Source organism: Pseudomonas sp. B21-032 (genome assembly GCF_024748965.1).
Taxonomy (GTDB): domain Bacteria; phylum Pseudomonadota; class Gammaproteobacteria; order Pseudomonadales; family Pseudomonadaceae; genus Aquipseudomonas.
Map to the genome: position 1 here is coordinate 1,568,694 of NZ_CP087180.1, position 14,902 is coordinate 1,583,595.

Annotated in this window: 15 protein-coding genes; 6 read left to right on the forward strand and 9 right to left on the reverse strand. The window is 64.3% G+C overall.

Features of this window, described 5'->3' with window-relative positions:
- Positions 1–13: 13 nt before the first annotated feature.
- The gene (locus tag LOY54_RS07210) at positions 14–379 is read right to left on the reverse strand and encodes a YbaN family protein (RefSeq protein ID WP_045200076.1); all 366 of its coding nucleotides are present in this window, start codon (positions 377–379) and stop codon (positions 14–16) included.
- A gap of 10 nt (positions 380–389) precedes the next feature.
- A complete protein-coding gene (locus tag LOY54_RS07215; RefSeq protein ID WP_045200079.1) occupies positions 390–977 on the reverse strand; it encodes a YecA family protein in 588 nt (195 codons plus the stop codon).
- Between the two features lie 245 nt (positions 978–1,222).
- Here LOY54_RS07215 and recQ point away from each other — a divergent pair, with 245 nt between their 5' ends.
- Positions 1,223–3,361 carry a DNA helicase RecQ gene (gene recQ, locus LOY54_RS07220; RefSeq protein ID WP_045200081.1) on the forward strand — a complete coding sequence of 713 codons (2,139 nt, stop codon included), beginning with the start codon at positions 1,223–1,225 and terminating at the stop codon, positions 3,359–3,361.
- A 118-nt stretch (positions 3,362–3,479) separates the two neighbouring features.
- Complete coding sequence (locus tag LOY54_RS07225) at positions 3,480–3,914, forward strand: MarR family transcriptional regulator (protein ID WP_045200083.1); 435 nt, start codon at positions 3,480–3,482, stop codon at positions 3,912–3,914.
- Positions 3,915–3,920: 6 nt separating this feature from the next.
- On the opposite strand, the gene LOY54_RS07230 is transcribed toward LOY54_RS07225, so the two are convergent.
- Positions 3,921–6,110, reverse strand: coding sequence for a patatin-like phospholipase family protein (locus LOY54_RS07230; RefSeq protein WP_258597792.1), 2,190 nt, complete (start codon positions 6,108–6,110; stop codon positions 3,921–3,923).
- 70 nt (positions 6,111–6,180) lie between these two features.
- On the opposite strand from LOY54_RS07230, the gene LOY54_RS07235 reads away from it, so the two are divergent.
- Entirely contained in the window at positions 6,181–6,465 is a 285-nt protein-coding gene (locus LOY54_RS07235; RefSeq protein ID WP_045200087.1) for a SelT/SelW/SelH family protein, read from the forward strand.
- Between the two features lie 3 nt (positions 6,466–6,468).
- On the opposite strand, the gene LOY54_RS07240 is transcribed toward LOY54_RS07235, so the two are convergent.
- Both LOY54_RS07240 and LOY54_RS07245 read right to left on the reverse strand, forming a co-directional pair.
- Positions 6,469–7,353 (reverse strand): DMT family transporter, encoded by an 885-nt coding sequence (locus LOY54_RS07240; protein ID WP_093385851.1) that lies wholly within the window; start codon positions 7,351–7,353, stop codon positions 6,469–6,471.
- 78 nt (positions 7,354–7,431) lie between these two features.
- The gene (locus LOY54_RS07245; RefSeq protein WP_258610063.1) at positions 7,432–8,196 is read right to left on the reverse strand and encodes an AraC family transcriptional regulator; all 765 of its coding nucleotides are present in this window, start codon (positions 8,194–8,196) and stop codon (positions 7,432–7,434) included.
- A 135-nt stretch (positions 8,197–8,331) separates the two neighbouring features.
- Here LOY54_RS07245 and LOY54_RS07250 point away from each other — a divergent pair, with 135 nt between their 5' ends.
- A complete protein-coding gene (locus LOY54_RS07250; RefSeq protein WP_045200092.1) occupies positions 8,332–9,171 on the forward strand; it encodes a UDP-2,3-diacylglucosamine diphosphatase in 840 nt (279 codons plus the stop codon).
- Here LOY54_RS07250 and LOY54_RS07255 read toward each other — a convergent pair.
- The gene (locus LOY54_RS07255; RefSeq protein WP_258610064.1) at positions 9,145–9,738 is read right to left on the reverse strand and encodes an HD domain-containing protein; all 594 of its coding nucleotides are present in this window, start codon (positions 9,736–9,738) and stop codon (positions 9,145–9,147) included. The genes LOY54_RS07250 and LOY54_RS07255 overlap by 27 nt on opposite strands.
- Positions 9,739–9,834: 96 nt before the next feature.
- The gene (locus LOY54_RS07260; protein ID WP_045200097.1) at positions 9,835–10,146 is read right to left on the reverse strand and encodes a DUF962 domain-containing protein; all 312 of its coding nucleotides are present in this window, start codon (positions 10,144–10,146) and stop codon (positions 9,835–9,837) included.
- 161 nt (positions 10,147–10,307) lie between these two features.
- On the opposite strand from LOY54_RS07260, the gene LOY54_RS07265 reads away from it, so the two are divergent.
- On the forward strand, positions 10,308–11,387 hold the full coding sequence (locus LOY54_RS07265; protein WP_258610065.1) for an AraC family transcriptional regulator: 1,080 nt from the start codon (positions 10,308–10,310) through the stop codon (positions 11,385–11,387).
- On the opposite strand, the gene LOY54_RS07270 is transcribed toward LOY54_RS07265, so the two are convergent.
- Positions 11,344–12,798 (reverse strand): TrkH family potassium uptake protein, encoded by a 1,455-nt coding sequence (locus tag LOY54_RS07270; RefSeq protein ID WP_045200101.1) that lies wholly within the window; start codon positions 12,796–12,798, stop codon positions 11,344–11,346. The two genes, LOY54_RS07265 and LOY54_RS07270, sit on opposite strands and share 44 nt — an antisense overlap.
- A 100-nt stretch (positions 12,799–12,898) precedes the next feature.
- On the opposite strand from LOY54_RS07270, the gene LOY54_RS07275 reads away from it, so the two are divergent.
- Positions 12,899–13,453, forward strand: a complete 555-nt coding sequence (locus LOY54_RS07275; protein ID WP_213602085.1) for a nitroreductase family protein — start codon at positions 12,899–12,901, stop codon at positions 13,451–13,453.
- Positions 13,454–13,539: 86 nt separating this feature from the next.
- Here LOY54_RS07275 and LOY54_RS07280 read toward each other — a convergent pair whose 3' ends face one another.
- A complete protein-coding gene (locus tag LOY54_RS07280; protein WP_045200105.1) occupies positions 13,540–14,874 on the reverse strand; it encodes a sensor histidine kinase KdpD in 1,335 nt (444 codons plus the stop codon).
- Between the last annotated feature and the right edge of the window lie 28 nt (positions 14,875–14,902).

Here is a 14,902-nt window from a genome sequence, read left to right on the forward strand (position 1 = left end):
TGTTGCTGCAGTCTCAGGACGGGCGCCGCAGGGTTTTCTGCCGCAGGATGTAAATGCTCACCAGCACCGCGCTGGTGAGCATGAACCCCCGCGCCCAGATCAGCGGCACCAGGTAGCAGGACAAACCGATGCTCAGCCACATCAGGCCGATGGCGTAGACCTTGCCTTTGAGGGGAATGCCTTCGCCACTGAGGTAGTCACGAATCCACGGCCCGAGCTTGGGGTGGTTGACCAGCCAATGGTGAAAGCGCGGCGAGCTGCGCGCAAAGCACGCAGCAGCCAGGAGCAGGAACGGGGTGGTCGGCAGTACCGGCAGGAAAATCCCGATCACCCCCAGCGCGACGCTGAGCCAGCCGATGGCCAGCAGCAGGTAGCGCATGGATGCCGACTCAGTGGTGGCGAGGCTTGAGCAGGGCTGGCTTCTCGTCCGGCGCGTGCAGCAGCAGGTACAGCGCGGTGAGCGCTTCCGGGATCTGCACGATCATGTCGTCCTGCAGGTTGGCGTCCTTGGCGATGTCTTCGAATTCTGGCTGTTCATCGAACAGTCCGGAACCGACCATGATCGGCAGGAGCATCTCGCTGACTTCATCTTCAGCGGTCTCGAACCAGGCCTCTTCGCGCATGAACACGCCTTCCATGAAGCCGATGCACCAGCCGCGCAGGTCGGAGTCGTCCGGGTCCTCACCCAGGTCGAGGTCGCACGGCAGTTCGAATTCCTCGTCGCTGGCCAGCTGGCGGGCAACGTGGGCTTTGAGCTGGATCAGCGTGGCTTCGATCTCTTCACGCTGGGCGTCGTCCTTGTAATGCGGCTCTTCGGCGAACAGGGCGTCGATCCATTCGCGCTCGGGAACCTCTTCGGCACCGATCGACAGCGCGGTCAGGAAGCCGTGGGCGGCCACGTAGTCGAGCGCCTCTTCATGCAGCTCGTCGGCGTCGAGGAAGGCTTGCAGGCGGGTCAGTTGCTCGGCGAAGGACATTACGGGGCTACCTTGGGAATAAACGATACTGAATTCTAGCACCTTGCAGCGCAAACGAGGCAAAGGAAGACGTCTATCGCAGAGCATCCTGCTAGGCCGCAGGCTCCGGTATAATGCCCGGCTTTTATCCCAGGGCCCTTGCAACTCGGGGGTCGGGTAAAAGCCGCTTACGCATTTTCGGGTGTCGCCAGCGGGTTTTTCGTCCAGCCTGTGCCCAGGATGGTTCTGCGATTTTTGGAGTTTTTATGCTCGAACAGGCTCAGCGCGTCCTCAAGGACATCTTCGGTTACGACAGTTTTCGGGGTCGCCAGGGCGCGATCATCGAATGCGTGGCCAAGGGTGGCGATGCGCTGGTCCTGATGCCCACCGGCGGCGGCAAGTCGCTGTGCTTCCAGGTCCCGGCCCTGTTGCGCCCTGGCCTGGCGGTGGTGGTATCGCCGTTGATCGCGCTGATGGACGACCAGGTGGCGACCCTCGACGAATTGGGCGTGGCCGCCGCTTCGCTGAACTCGACCCTCAGCGCCGAGCAGCAACGCGAACTGGCCGGGCGTATCCGCCGCGGCGAAGTGAAGATGCTCTACCTGGCTCCCGAGCGCCTGGTGCAGCCGCGCATGCTCGATTTCCTGCGTACCCTCGACATCGCCCTGTTTGCCATCGACGAGGCCCACTGTGTGTCGCAGTGGGGCCATGACTTCCGTCCCGAGTACCTGCAACTGGGGCAACTGGCCGAGCTGTTCCCCAACGTGCCGCGCATTGCCCTGACCGCCACCGCGGACATGCGCACCCGTGAAGAGATCGTCACCCGCCTGCACCTGCAGAACGCCGAGCGCTTCCTGTCGAGCTTCGACCGGCCGAACATCTTCTACCGCATCGTGCCCAAGGAGCAGCCGCGCAAGCAGTTGCTGGCGTTCCTCGGCGAGCGGCGCGGCAACGCCGGTATCGTCTACTGCCTGTCGCGCAAGAAGGTCGACGACGTCGCCGCCTACCTGTGCGAGCAGGGCTTCCCGGCCTTGCCTTACCATGCCGGCCTGCCTGCCGAGACCCGCGCCTCCAACCAGCGGCGCTTTCTCAACGAGGAAGGCCTGATCATGGTCGCCACCATTGCCTTCGGCATGGGCATCGACAAGCCCAACGTACGCTTCGTTGCTCACCTCGACCTGCCCAAGTCGCTCGAGGCCTACTACCAGGAAACCGGCCGCGCCGGTCGTGACGGCCTGCCTGCCGATGCCTGGATGGCCTACGGCCTGCAAGACATGGTGATGCTCAAGCAGATGCTGCAAAACTCTGAAGGCGACGAGCGCCACAAGCGCATCGAGCAACACAAGCTCGATGCCATGCTCGCCCTGTGTGAAGAAACCCGCTGCCGCCGCCAGACCCTGCTCAACTACTTCGACGAAGAGTTGCCGCAGCCGTGCGGCCACTGCGACAACTGCATCGATGGCGTGCAGACCTGGGATGCCACCGAGCCTGCGCGCCAGGCGCTGTCGGCGGTGTACCGTACCGGTCAGCGTTATGGCGTCGGCCACCTGGTGGATGTGCTGCTGGGCCGCGATAACGAAAAGATCCGCAATTTCGGCCACGAGAAACTGGCCGTGTACGGCGTTGGCAAGGACCGCTCCGAGCACGACTGGCGTTCGCTGTTCCGCCAGTTGGTCGCCCGCGGCCTGGCCGACATCGACCTCGAAGGTTACGGCGGCCTGCGCCTGTCCGACACGTGCCGGCCGTTGCTGCGCGGTGAAGTCAGCCTCGAGCTGCGTAAAGATCTCAAGCCACAAACCAGCAGCAAGGGTGGCAGCAGCAGTGGTGGCAGCCCGGCCAGCCAGCTGGTGCGTGGCGAAGAGCGCGAACAATGGGAAGCCCTGCGTGCGTTGCGCCGCAAGCTGGCCGAAGAACATGGCGTGCCGCCGTATGTGATCTTCCCCGATTCGACCCTGCTGGAGATGCTGCGCAGCCAGCCCACCAGCCTCAGCGAGATGGGCCGGGTCAGCGGCGTCGGTGCGCGCAAGCTCGAGCGTTACGGCGAAGCCTTCCTCGAAGTGCTGGGTGGCGGCGTCGAAGCGCCAAAGATCGTCACCGACCTGCGCCACGAACTGGTCAGCCTGGCCCGCGCCGGCATGACGCCGATGCAGATCGCCGGGCAGCTGAACTGCAGCGAAAAGAACGTCTACAGCCTGCTTGCCGAGGCCATTGGCCGCCAGGAGCTGTCGCTGGACCAGGCCCTGGACCTGCCGGAAGACCTGCTGGGCGAAGTTCAGGATGCCTTCCTCGATGGTGAAGGCGAGTTGCCGCCGGTGTCGGCGATTGCCGAGCAGTTTGGCGGGCGAGTGCCCGAAGGTGTTTTGTATTGCGTACGGGCCGCGCTGGCTGCCGAATTCGAGATGTAAAACCGGCCTTGTCATCATTTATAACGATTATCGAAGCACCGCCAGCCGTATGAGCCTTGCCTGCGGCTCACGGTCATGGTTAGCTGACTAATAATTAGTTCTGATGATGAGTTTCTCTATGCCGTTGACCGACCAACACAAATTCGGGATGCAGCTGGCACACATGTCCCGCGGCTGGCGCGCCGAACTGGATCGCCGCCTGGCCGGGCTGAACCTGTCCCAGGCCCGCTGGCTGGTGCTGCTGCACCTGGCCCGTTTCGATGAGGCGCCGACCCAGCGCGAGCTGGCCCAGAGTGTCGGCGTCGAGGGGCCGACCCTGGCGCGCTTGCTCGATAGCCTGGAAACCCAGGGGCTGGTGCGCCGTCAGGCGGTGCTCGAAGACCGGCGGGCGAAAAAAATCCTCCTCTGCCCACCGGCCAAGCCTTTGATCGACCAGATCGAAACCATTGCCAACGCCTTGCGCGCCGAGCTGTTCGTCGGTGTTGACGAAGAGGACATGCGCATTTGCATGCGCGTCCATGCGCGGATCCTGGCCAACCTGGAAAAGTCCTGATCCTGCTCAGAAGGTGTGACCCAGGTTCAGGTACATCGCCTTCTGATTCTCGCTGTTGGCCCCGTAGCTGAAATTCAGCGGCCCCAGGGGCGTCTCGAAACCGACGAAGATGCTGGCTGCATTGATGTAGCCACTGTCGAACTCGTTGTCGTTGTTCCAGGCCCGGCCGCGCTCCAGCGAACCGCCCAGGTACAACGGGAAGTCCAGCGGCAGGTAGGCGCGTGGGGTCAGGCGGCGGTAGTAGACCACGCGCATCAGGCTGACGTTTTGCCCGGATACCGAATCCTGGCGAAAGCCCGACAGCTGCCGGGCGCCGCCGAGCACGAAGCTTGAGGTGACCACTTCGGCATCATCCAGGGTCCTGCCGTAGCGCCCGCCTACCACCCAGGTGTTGGGGCCGCTGCTCATGGCCTTGTCGATGTTCAAGTCCCACTGCCGGTAGCGCTGGTCCGAGCCCAGGTTCGGGTCGTACTGGCGCAAAGTCAGGTTGATGTCTTCGCCGCTGTGGGGGAAGTAGACGTTGTCGAGGCTGTCGAACGAGTACTTGAGTTCGTAGAAGCCTTCGTTGAAGTTGACCTTGGGCAGGTCCTGGTCGCCGATGCGCACCTCGGCCTGGCCCCAGGCCTGGCCGACGCCAAAGCGCACTTCGCCGTTGTTGCCGATCTGCCGACCGAAGTTGAGACCAAAGCCATAGCGCTCCAGACGGTATTCGGCAATCGGGTCGTCGTCCAGGGTCGCCTCGATGTTTTGCGAGCCGAGGTCAATGTATGGCGCGATGAAATAGCGCGAGCCGGCATCCAGCGGCTGGTAGAACTCGCTGTACAGCTCTTGCTGGTCGCCGATCTGCGCGCGGGTCAGCCATTCGGCGCCGAGGGAGTTGATGCCGTTGACCCGGTAGCTGGCACCGATGTTGAAGGCGCTGTCGCCGCGCATGTCGTCCGACAGGTTCAGGCCCAGGCGCAGGTAGTCGGTGCCGCCGCGACGGCCACGGGCGTTGATCACCAGGGTGTTGTCGTCACCCTTGTGCACTACCCGGTACTGGACCCGGTCGAAGTAGTCGAGGCCGTACAGGGTGCCCATGTCGGTCTGCAGGCGGCCCAGTTCCAGTGGCTCGCCGATGGGTTGGCGAATGTAGTAGCGGATCACGTCGTCGCTGACTTTCGAATCGTTCTCGATGCGGATCGCGGTGATCACCGGTGTGCGCTGGCTCGGCGAGCGTGCGGCCAGCAGCTCGCCGTCGCTGGCCTGCGGGCGCTTGAGCACCGCCAGGCGTGCGTCCAAAGCGCGGGCGGCGCGGTAGCCGGCGTCGATCATGTCCTGGGCGCGGCCGAAATCGGTGACGCCAAAACTCGACAGCGGTGGCTGGATGAGAATGTCGTCGCGGTGCAGCGCTGCCAGTTGCTCTTCGGAGTTGCGTCGGGTCATCAGGGTGATCGACTGGTTGAGTACATCGACCACGGTTGCCAGTTGCTTGCGGCTGCGCAGCGGGGTGCCGATATCGACGACGATGGCCACGTCCACGCCCATCTCGCGCGCGACGTCCAGGGGAATGTTGTCGACCATGCCGCCATCGACCAGTAGCCGGCCATCGATCTCGACCGGGGCGAACACCGCCGGGATCGACATGCTGGCGCGAATCACCTGGGGCAGGTGGCCACGACGGAATACCACCTTTTCGCCGCTGGCGATGTCGGTGGCCACGGCGCGGAAGGGAATCGGCAGCTTGTCGAAGTCGCGGGTGTCGCTGGTGTGGGCGAGCATGCTTTCCAGCAGTAGGGCCAGGTTCTGGCCCTGGATCACCCCCAGCGGCAGGCCCAGGCTGCCGTCGTCGCGAAAGCTGAGCTTCTGTTTGACGAGAAAGTCGCGGTCATCCTGCTTGCGCCGAAACGGCACGTCCTTGCGCGGCGGCGCGTCGGAAAGCGCCTGCTGCCAGTCGATGTTGAGGGCGAGCTTTTCCAGTTCGTCGATCTTGTAGCCGGAGGCGTACAGGCCGCCGACCACCGCGCCCATGCTGGTGCCGGCAATCGCATCGACCTTGATGCCCTGTTCTTCCAGGGCCTTGAGCACGCCGATATGGGCCAGGCCACGGGCAGCACCGCCGGAGAGCACCAGGCCGACTTTCGGTCGGGGCGCTTCGGCGGCCAGCAGCGGGAAGCAAACGAACATCAGCAGCAGGGATAACAGCAGGCGGTGCATCATGACTCTCGGAGCGAAGGCTAAAGACCGCTAGTATAAGCGCGCCCACCTGTCAGGAGACCTTCAGTGTATGTCCGCGCATAAACCGGAAATTGTCATTACCTACTGCACCCAGTGCCAATGGCTGTTGCGTGCCGCCTGGCTGGCCCAGGAACTGCTGAGCACCTTCAGCGACGATCTGGCGCGGGTGGCCCTTGAACCCGCCACCGGTGGCTCCTTCCGTATTACCTGCGACGGCGTGCAGATCTGGGAGCGCAAGGCCGATGGCGGCTTCCCTGAAGCCAAGGTGCTCAAGCAGCGCGTGCGCGACCAGATCGACCCGCAGCGTGATCTGGGCCACAACGACCGGCCCTGACCCTCAGCCCTCGGCGACCGCCGCCTTGCCTACTTGATTGCCGGCCGCCAGGCGGCTGGAAATGACGATGGCGAGAATGATCAGCACACCGCCCATAAGCATGCGCAAAGTCGGGGTTTCGGCGAAGATCAACCACGCCATGGCGATGCCGTAGACCGGCTCCAGGGCAAACACCACGGCAGCGGTGCGCGCCTTGATCACCGCCAGGCTGGCGACGAACAGGCTGTGGGCGACGCCGGTACAGAACACCCCGAGCAGGCCGATCCACAGCCAGTCCATGGCGCTGACGCTGCCCAGCGCCGGCGCGGCCACCGGCAACAGGCACAGGGCGACCACGGCGTTCTGGCACAGTGCCGCCTGCACCGCCGGGATGCGCCCGGAGCCTGCACGGTTGGTCAATGACAGCAGTGAAAACAGCAGGCCTGACAGCAGCGACCAAAGCAGGCCGCCGGTGGCCTGGCTGGCCAGGTCGAAGTCCGGGGTTACCAGCACCAGGCCGATGCTCACCAGCAGCACCAGGACGATCTCGTTGGTGCGGATGCGCTCGCGAAACAGCAGGCCTTCAAGGATCACGGTAAAGGCCGGGAAGCTGGCAAAGCCGAGGGTGGCGATGGCGACACCGGCGACTTTCACCGAAATGAAAAAGCTCACCCAGTGCCCGGCCAGCAGTACGCCGCCGAGCAGCAGGCGGCGCCAGTCCTGGGCCTGCAGGGGCTGCCAGGCCTTGCGCGCAAAGCCTGCGAACACGGCCAATGCCAGCACGGCAAAGGCGGCGCGGCCGAAGACGATGATCGCCGGCGCGGCGCTGGCCAGTTTGCCGAACACGCCGGTCAGGCCGAAAAACAGTGCGCCGATGTGCAGGGCGCCGAGGGCAGTGCGGTGATTCATGGTGGTCCTTGTCAGAGAGCAGGGCAGCGGCGCCAGTTTACGGGGGCGGCGCTGGCGCTGTCTGTCGCGGTCCTCGCGTCAATTGTCGGCACAATCGCGCCGTAAGGCGCCAGGCGTGCGGCCAAACGCCTTGAGCATGGCGGCGGCAAAGGCGCTTTGCGAGCTGTAGCCGACCTGGCAGGCGATATCGCCGATCGGCAAGCGGGTATCGCGTAGTAGCTGCCGCGCGCGTAGCAGGCGACGCTGGCGTACATAGTCCATGGGCGTGACCCCGCATTCAGCCATGAACCGCGCATGCAGGCGCGCGCTGGAAAGCCCGGCCAGGCGCGCCAGGTCGGCCACCTGCAGCGGGTAGGCGGCGTTCTGCTCGATATGCGCATCGAAGCGGGCATAGGGCAGTGAGGTTGTCGGCGCAACGGGCGCCGCGCCGCCGTTCAGGCTGGCCAGCAGCAACACTGCACCGTGCTGGGCGATCAGCGGATCGTTGATCGAGCTGGCCGCCAGCCAGTCGACCAGTTGCTGTTGGCGAGTGTCCAGGCTCAACGGCCCGGCCCGCTCCAGCAGGCGCTGGCTGGCGTCCAGGTGCGCGCCCAGGCTCTGGCCCAGCCAGTTGTCGACCGGGACGTCCAGCACCAGGCAATCGCTGCCGACAGTACTGCCGCAGGTGTGATGGCGGCCAGCCGGGACCACCATCAGGTCCTGGCGGTCCAGCTGCGCGCCGCGGCCTTCGACCTCGAACTCCAGGCGCCCGCGCAGGCCGAACACCAGTTGCGGATGGTCGTGGCTATGGGCGATCAGGTCGTGGCGATAATGGCGCAGGGAAAGTATCGGGGCGCGGCTCATCGAAGGCTCCTCCGGCAATCGCAGCAGTGTACAGGCAAGCAGGCGGGCCGGGCATGTCATCAGACCGACACCGGGCGGTCATGTTCGATTCACCGCTGCTTGGCAAGCTGGCGCAAACCTTCCCGGAGCCTGCCGATGACCCGTGCCGAGCTTGTCAGACCCTCGCGCAAACAGCGCGTGCGCACCCTGTGGATCTCGGACGTGCACCTGGGCACCCGGGATTGCCAGGCCGAACACCTGTCGCAGTTTCTCAAGGGTTACCAGGCCGATCGCATCTACCTGGTCGGCGACATCATCGACGGCTGGAAGCTGCGCGGCGGCATGTACTGGCCCCAGGCGCACACCAACGTGATCCGCCGCCTGCTGACCATGAGCAAGCGCGGCACCGAGGTGATCTACGTCACCGGCAACCATGACGAGTTCCTGCGTCGCTACTCCAAGCTGGTGCTGGGCAATATCCAGTTGGTCGACCAGGCCGAGCACCTGACCGCCGATGGCCGGCGCCTGCTGGTGATTCATGGCGACCAGTTCGACGTGATCACCCGTTATCACCGCTGGCTGGCGTTCCTCGGCGATTCGGCCTACGAATTCACCCTGACCCTCAACCGCTGGCTCAACCACTGGCGTGCGCGCTATGGCTACGGCTACTGGTCACTGTCGGCGTACCTCAAGCACAAGGTCAAGAGCGCAGTCAGCTTCATCAGCGACTTTGAGGAGGCCATCGCCCATGAGTGCGTCAAACGCGGCTTTCATGGTGTGGTCTGCGGGCACATTCACCATGCCGAGATCCGCAAGGTCGGCGAGGTGGATTACCTCAATTGCGGTGATTGGGTCGAGTCGTGCACGGCACTGATCGAGCACTGGGACGGCAGCATCGAGCTTTATCGCCTGGCCGACGCCCAGGCCGAAGCCGCCCGGCGCCAGGCCGGGCTGGAGGAGCTGGTGGATTCAGGCAGTGGCGGCGGGTTGCTCTAGCGCGGCCTTGTAGATCGACTGGCGGGGTTTGGCGAACAGGCGCTGCAGCATCGGCTCGAAGAAGCTCAGGGGCAGGCTTTCGTAGCCCGGATCGAAGGCAGCGGCATCGTATTTGGCGCAAAATTCGATGGTTTGCTGGAATTGCGGATGGCCCTGGAATTGCTCGCGCAGGTGCCGGTCCATACCCAGGTGATGGAAAAAGTAGTAGCCCTGGAACACCCCGTGTTTTTCTACCATCCACAGGTTTTCCGGGCTGATGAACGGCTTGAGGATGGCGGCGGCGATGTCCGGGTGGTTATAGCTGCCCAGGGTGTCGCCGATGTCGTGCAGCAGCGCGCAGACCACGTACTCTTCATCGCGCCCGTCACGCCAGGCGCGGCTGGCGGTTTGCAGGGAGTGGCTCAGGCGGTCGATGGGAAAGCCGCCGAAGTCGCCATCGAGCAGGTGCAGGTGCGCCAGGATGCGATCGGCCAGCTGGCTGGCATAGGCCCTGAAATCCTCGGCGATGATTGCCCAGTCCTGCTCGGTACCGTCCTGCATGTGGTTAAAGCGGGCTTGCTGGTTCATCGGCGCTCCGAAACGCGGGGTTTCAGGGCACTCTACCTGTACCGTTGGTCGGGGCAGTGGCCGCACGGGACGGGTTTCTGACCTTGCGGGCCGAAATCAGAAGCTGACCTTGCCGCGCAGCATGTCGCGGTACATGGCGAAGTCGCCAATCAGGCTGTACAGCGGGTGCTTGAAGGTGGCGGGGCGGTTTTTCTCGAAGTAGAAGTGCCCGACCCAGGCAAAGCCGTAACCGGCAAAGGGCAGGGCCAGCAGCAGCAACCAGTTGCCGCTGCCCAGGGCAAAGGCGAGTACGGCGATGACCAGGCTGGTACCGACGAAATGCAGGCGCCGGCAGGTGGGGTTACTGTGCTCGCCGAGGTAATAGGGGTAGAACTCGGCAAAACTGCGAAATTGCTGAGGGCTGTTCACGACACTGCTCCAGAGTCTGGTCAATCTGACGAAGATACACGGCGTGGAGCCTGATCTGAGTCTAGAGTGAGTAACACTACAGAGCAGTGACAATAGGCGCCAATTGAGTATCCTTTGAGATCGCCGCAGGAGCGGCTTGTCGGTAACAAAAGAAGCCAGCCATGAGCGAAAGAACCACGTCAGCAAGCTGGGCATCAGGGATCGTCAAGGCACTTGAACTGGAAGGGCTCGATTGCCGTGCCATGTTCAAGCAACTTGGCCTGGATTTCACCGCGCTGGACGATCCCGACGCACGCTTCACCCAGGACTCCATGACCCGCCTGTGGCAGTTGGCGGTCGACCTTTCCGGCAACCAGGCGATTGGCCTGAACATGGCGCGGGTGGTACGCCCGGCGTCCTTTCATGTGGTCGGCTACGCGCTGATGTCGAGCCGCACCCTGGCCGAAGGTTTCGAGCGGCTGGTGCGCTATCAGCGGATCATCGCCGAAAGCTCCGACCTGAGTTTTCGCCTTGAGCCCGACGGCTATGCGCTGATTCTGACCGTGCATGGCGATCACCTGCCACCCACCCGGCACAGTGCCGAAGCCTCGCTGGCCTGCGCCCTGGCGCTGTGCAGCTGGCTCAGCGGGCGAGTGATCCAGCCGCGTCGGGTGCTGGTCCAGGGGCCGCAGCCCAAGGACTTGGGCCCTTACAAGACCGCATTCCATGCCCCGCTGGTGTTCAGCGCGCCCTACGATGCGCTGGTGTTCGAGCGCGCTGATATGGAGGCGCCGCTGCCGACGGCCAACGAGGCCATGGCCACCTTGCACGACCGCTTTGCTGGCGAATACCTGGCGCGCTTCTCGGAAAGCCGGGTTACCCATCGTGCGCGCCAGGTGTTGTGCCGGGTTTTGCCCCAGGGCGAGCCCAAGCGCGAAACCATCGCCCAGGCCCTGCACCTGTCGCAGCGCACCTTGCAGCGGCGCTTGCAGGAAGAGGGCACGAGCTTTCAGACGCTGCTGGACGATACCCGCCGCGAGCTTGCCGAGCAGTACCTGGCGCAAGCCAACATGACCCTGCTGGAGGCTGCCTATCTTCTGGGTTTCGCCGACCCGAGCAATTTTTTCAGGGCGTTTCGCCGCTGGTTCGATGTCACCCCTGGCGAGTACCGGGCGCGCTTGAACGGGGCCGTGGTGGCCCCGGTAGAGGATCCGCCGGTCAGTGACGCCAGAACGCCGGCATACACAGCACCAGCACCGTAATAATCTCCAGACGCCCGAGCAGCATGCCGAAGGCCAGGATCCACTTGGCCGCATCCGGCAGGGTGGCGAAGTTGCCGGCCGGGCCGATGGTTTCGCCTAGGCCCGGGCCGACGCCCGATACGGTGCTGGCGGCGCCGGTCAGGGCGGTCATCCAGTCGACACCCAGCAGCGACAGGGCCAGGGCGATGACGCAGATGGTGATGGCGAAGAAGAACGAGAAGGTCAGGATCGAACGCACGATCTCTTCATCGAGGCGGTGGCCGTTGTACTTCTGCTTGATCACCGCCCGGGGGTGAATCAGCTGGTTCAAGTTGGCCTTGAGCAGGATGTAGGCCACCTGGAAGCGGAAAATCTTGATGCCGCCAGCGGTCGAGCCCGAGCAGCCGCCGACAAAACCCAGGTAGAAGAACAGCATCAGCGAGAAATTGCCCCACAGGCTGTAGTCGCCCAGGGCGAAGCCGGTGGTGGTGACCACCGAGGTGACGTTCAGGGCCACGTGGCGCAGGGCGTCGAGCCAGTGCAGGTTGGTGGTGGCCCAGTACCAGGTGCCGAGCACCAGCCAGGTCGCCACCAGCATCGCCAACAGGCCCTGGACCTGCTGGTCCTTGATCAGCGCCTTGCGGTTGCCGCGGATGGTCGCCACGTACAGGGCGAACGGCAAGCTGCCGAGGATCATCACCACCACCGCTACCCAATGCACCGCCGGTATGTCCCACTTGGCCAGGGACTGGTCGGAGGTAGAGAAACCGCCGGTGGAAATCGCCGACATGGCGTGGTTGATCGCGTCGAAGGCGTTCATGCCCGCCAGCCAGAAGGCCAGGGCGCCGAGGGTGGTGATGCCGATGTACACCAGCACGATCGACTTGGCGACCATGTGCGAGCGTGGCATGACCTTCTCGGAACGGTCCGAGGACTCGGTCTGGAACAGGCGCATGCCGCCGATGCGCAGCAGCGGCAGGATCGCCACGGCCATGGCGATAAAGCCGATACCGCCGAGCCAGTGCAGCAGCGAGCGCCACATCAGGATACCCGGCGACATGCTGTCGAGGCCGCTGAGTACGGTGGCGCCGGTGGCGGTAATGCCGGACATGCTTTCGAAAAAGGCGTCGGTGTAGCTGATGTGCTGGGTCAGCAGGAACGGCAGGGCGGCGAAGATGCACACCACCAGCCAGCTGCTGACCGTCAGCAGGTACATGTCGCGCGGGCGCAGGTGCACGTGCTCGGGGCGGCCCTGGATGATCAGCGCCAGGCCTGCGATAAAGGTGATCATGCTGGCCCACAGGAACGACGGCAGGTCGCCCGTGCGGTCGAAGATCACCAGGGTGGCCATGGGCACGACCATGCTGATCGCCAGGGTGATCAGGAAGATGCCGATGATGAAACCAATGATCCTTAAGGTCGGCAACGCCATGTGATCTGCTCTGACTCAAAACGGAAGGGCGCCATTCTACCTATGGACCTTTTTAAGTAAACGCTAGAATAGCCCGACATTTATCCACAAGGGGTAGCCAATGGAGGCTCTCGACGCATTGCTCAACCGGGTTTCGGTTCCACGTCTGCTGGATCCGGCACCCAATACCGCACAACGCGAGGCGCTGTTTCAGGCCGCCCTGCGGGCACCGGACCACGGCCAGTTGCGGCCCTGGCGCTTCTTGACGGTCGAGGGCGAGGCGCGGGCCAAGCTTGGCGAACTGCTCGCCGAAGCGGTCAAACTCAATGGCGAGACCGGCCAGGCGGCGCTGGACAAGGCCCGGGCCATGCCGTTGCGGGCGCCGTTGCTGGTGGTTGTGGTTGCGCGGCTGCAGGATCACTTCAAGGTGCCGCAGTCCGAGCAGCGCCTGGCGGCCGGTTGCGCTGCCCACGGTATTTTGCTCGCGGCTCATGCCCAGGGTATTGGTGCGGTATGGCGTACCGGTGAGCTTTCGTACAGCAAGCATGTGGCCAAGGGATTGGGGCTGGCGGACAACGAAGAGATCATCGCCTTCCTGTACCTGGGTACTCCACAAAATGAACCGCGCACCGCGCCGGTGCTGGCGACGGCTGATTTTGTCAGTGCCTGGGAGTAGCAGGGGGGGTTAGGGCCTCATCGCGGGGCAAGTCGAGGCGTCGCACCGCCGCTCCCACAATGTAGGAGCGGGCTTGCCCCGCGAAGCTATATTGAGTCAGGCCTTGCCAGTGGCAACTCTAGCGTGGCAACAAACCCGCCCTGGGGATGATTGCCCAGGCTCAAGCTGCCGCCATGGCGCTCCGCCGCCTTGCGCGCAATGGCCAGCCCCAGGCCATGGCCTGCGGCACTCTGCCCGGGCGCCCGGTAGAACGGCTCGCCCAGTTGCGCCAGGTGCTCTGCGGCCACTCCCGGGCCATGGTCACGCACACTCAGCACAATCTTGTCGCTTTCGCGCACCCCGGTGATTTCAATCGGCTGCCCGGCCGGGTTGAAGCGCACGGCATTGCGCAGCAGGTTATCCAGCGCCCGTTCCAGCAGCGTCGGCCAGCCTTGCAGGTTGAGCCCGGGTTCATGCTGCAGCAGGATCTCCTGCTCCGGCGCGCCCAGTTGCGCGTCCTTGTGCACGGCGGCCAGCAGGGCATCAAGGTCCACCGGTTCGGCCCGTGCCTGTTCGGCATCGACCCGGGCCAGCACCAGGATCTCACTGATCAGCGCTTCGAGGCGGTCGCATTCGCGGGTCAGGCGCGGCCACAGGGCCTGGCGCTGCTCGGGTTCGGCGCGTTCGGCCAGGGCCAGGGCGATACGCAGGCGTGCCAGCGGCGAGCGCAGTTCGTGGGACACATCACGCAATAGCTGGCGCTGGCTGCCGATCAGGCTTTGCAGCCTTGCACCCATGCGGTTGAAGTCGTTGGCCAGTACGCCGAACTCGTCACGGCGGTTGGCCAGGCGGGCCAGGCTGTTCTGCTGGTAGGTGGTTTGCCCCAGGTCATGCACGGCGCCGCGCAAGCGGCTCAGCGGGCGGGTGATCGACAGGGTCACCAGCAGGCTGAACAGGGTCAGCACCACCAGGGCGATGCCTAGGGCGCTCAACGGCCAGAGCAGGCTGTCGCGGTGCCAGGCATCCAGTTCCGGGTGCGGGATGCGATAGATCAGCAGGTAGGTCTCGCCGCTGTCGGGGCTGGTGTATTCCTCGGTCAGGCGGCGCCACGGCAGGCGCCGGTCGTCGTTGTGGCGGCGCGCCTCGAAGGCGGCGGCGCGGCGCGGGAAGGTGCCGGGCACGACGGCGTCGCCACTGTCGTTGAGCACTTGCACATCGATGTTGTAGCGGCGCTTGCGGTGTTCGAGGTAATGCTGGGCGTATTCCGGCCCTTGCTGTTCATAGCGCTGGGTCCAGTTCTTGGCCAGGGTATTGAGGCCCGGGTGGCGGCTGAGAATCCAGGCGTCCTGATTCAGCATGTGCCCGAGCAGGATCGACAGCCCGGCAACCAGGGCGATGGCCAGCCAGAAACTGGCCAGGATGCGCCAGAACAATGAACGCAAAAGAGGCACCTCTAACGGAAAAAGCCCG

Coding starts and splice junctions, on each gene's coding strand:
- LOY54_RS07210 (WP_045200076.1), bottom strand. CDS start 379: ATGCGCTACCTGCTGCTGGCCATCGGCTGGCTCAGCGTCGCGCTGGGG.
- LOY54_RS07215 (WP_045200079.1), bottom strand. CDS start 977: ATGTCCTTCGCCGAGCAACTGACCCGCCTGCAAGCCTTCCTCGACGCC.
- recQ (WP_045200081.1), top strand. CDS start 1,223: ATGCTCGAACAGGCTCAGCGCGTCCTCAAGGACATCTTCGGTTACGAC.
- LOY54_RS07225 (WP_045200083.1), top strand. CDS start 3,480: ATGCCGTTGACCGACCAACACAAATTCGGGATGCAGCTGGCACACATG.
- LOY54_RS07230 (WP_258597792.1), bottom strand. CDS start 6,110: ATGCACCGCCTGCTGTTATCCCTGCTGCTGATGTTCGTTTGCTTCCCG.
- LOY54_RS07235 (WP_045200087.1), top strand. CDS start 6,181: ATGTCCGCGCATAAACCGGAAATTGTCATTACCTACTGCACCCAGTGC.
- LOY54_RS07240 (WP_093385851.1), bottom strand. CDS start 7,353: ATGAATCACCGCACTGCCCTCGGCGCCCTGCACATCGGCGCACTGTTT.
- LOY54_RS07245 (WP_258610063.1), bottom strand. CDS start 8,196: ATGAGCCGCGCCCCGATACTTTCCCTGCGCCATTATCGCCACGACCTG.
- LOY54_RS07250 (WP_045200092.1), top strand. CDS start 8,332: ATGACCCGTGCCGAGCTTGTCAGACCCTCGCGCAAACAGCGCGTGCGC.
- LOY54_RS07255 (WP_258610064.1), bottom strand. CDS start 9,738: ATGAACCAGCAAGCCCGCTTTAACCACATGCAGGACGGTACCGAGCAG.
- LOY54_RS07265 (WP_258610065.1), top strand. CDS start 10,308: ATGAGCGAAAGAACCACGTCAGCAAGCTGGGCATCAGGGATCGTCAAG.
- LOY54_RS07270 (WP_045200101.1), bottom strand. CDS start 12,798: ATGGCGTTGCCGACCTTAAGGATCATTGGTTTCATCATCGGCATCTTC.
- LOY54_RS07275 (WP_213602085.1), top strand. CDS start 12,899: ATGGAGGCTCTCGACGCATTGCTCAACCGGGTTTCGGTTCCACGTCTG.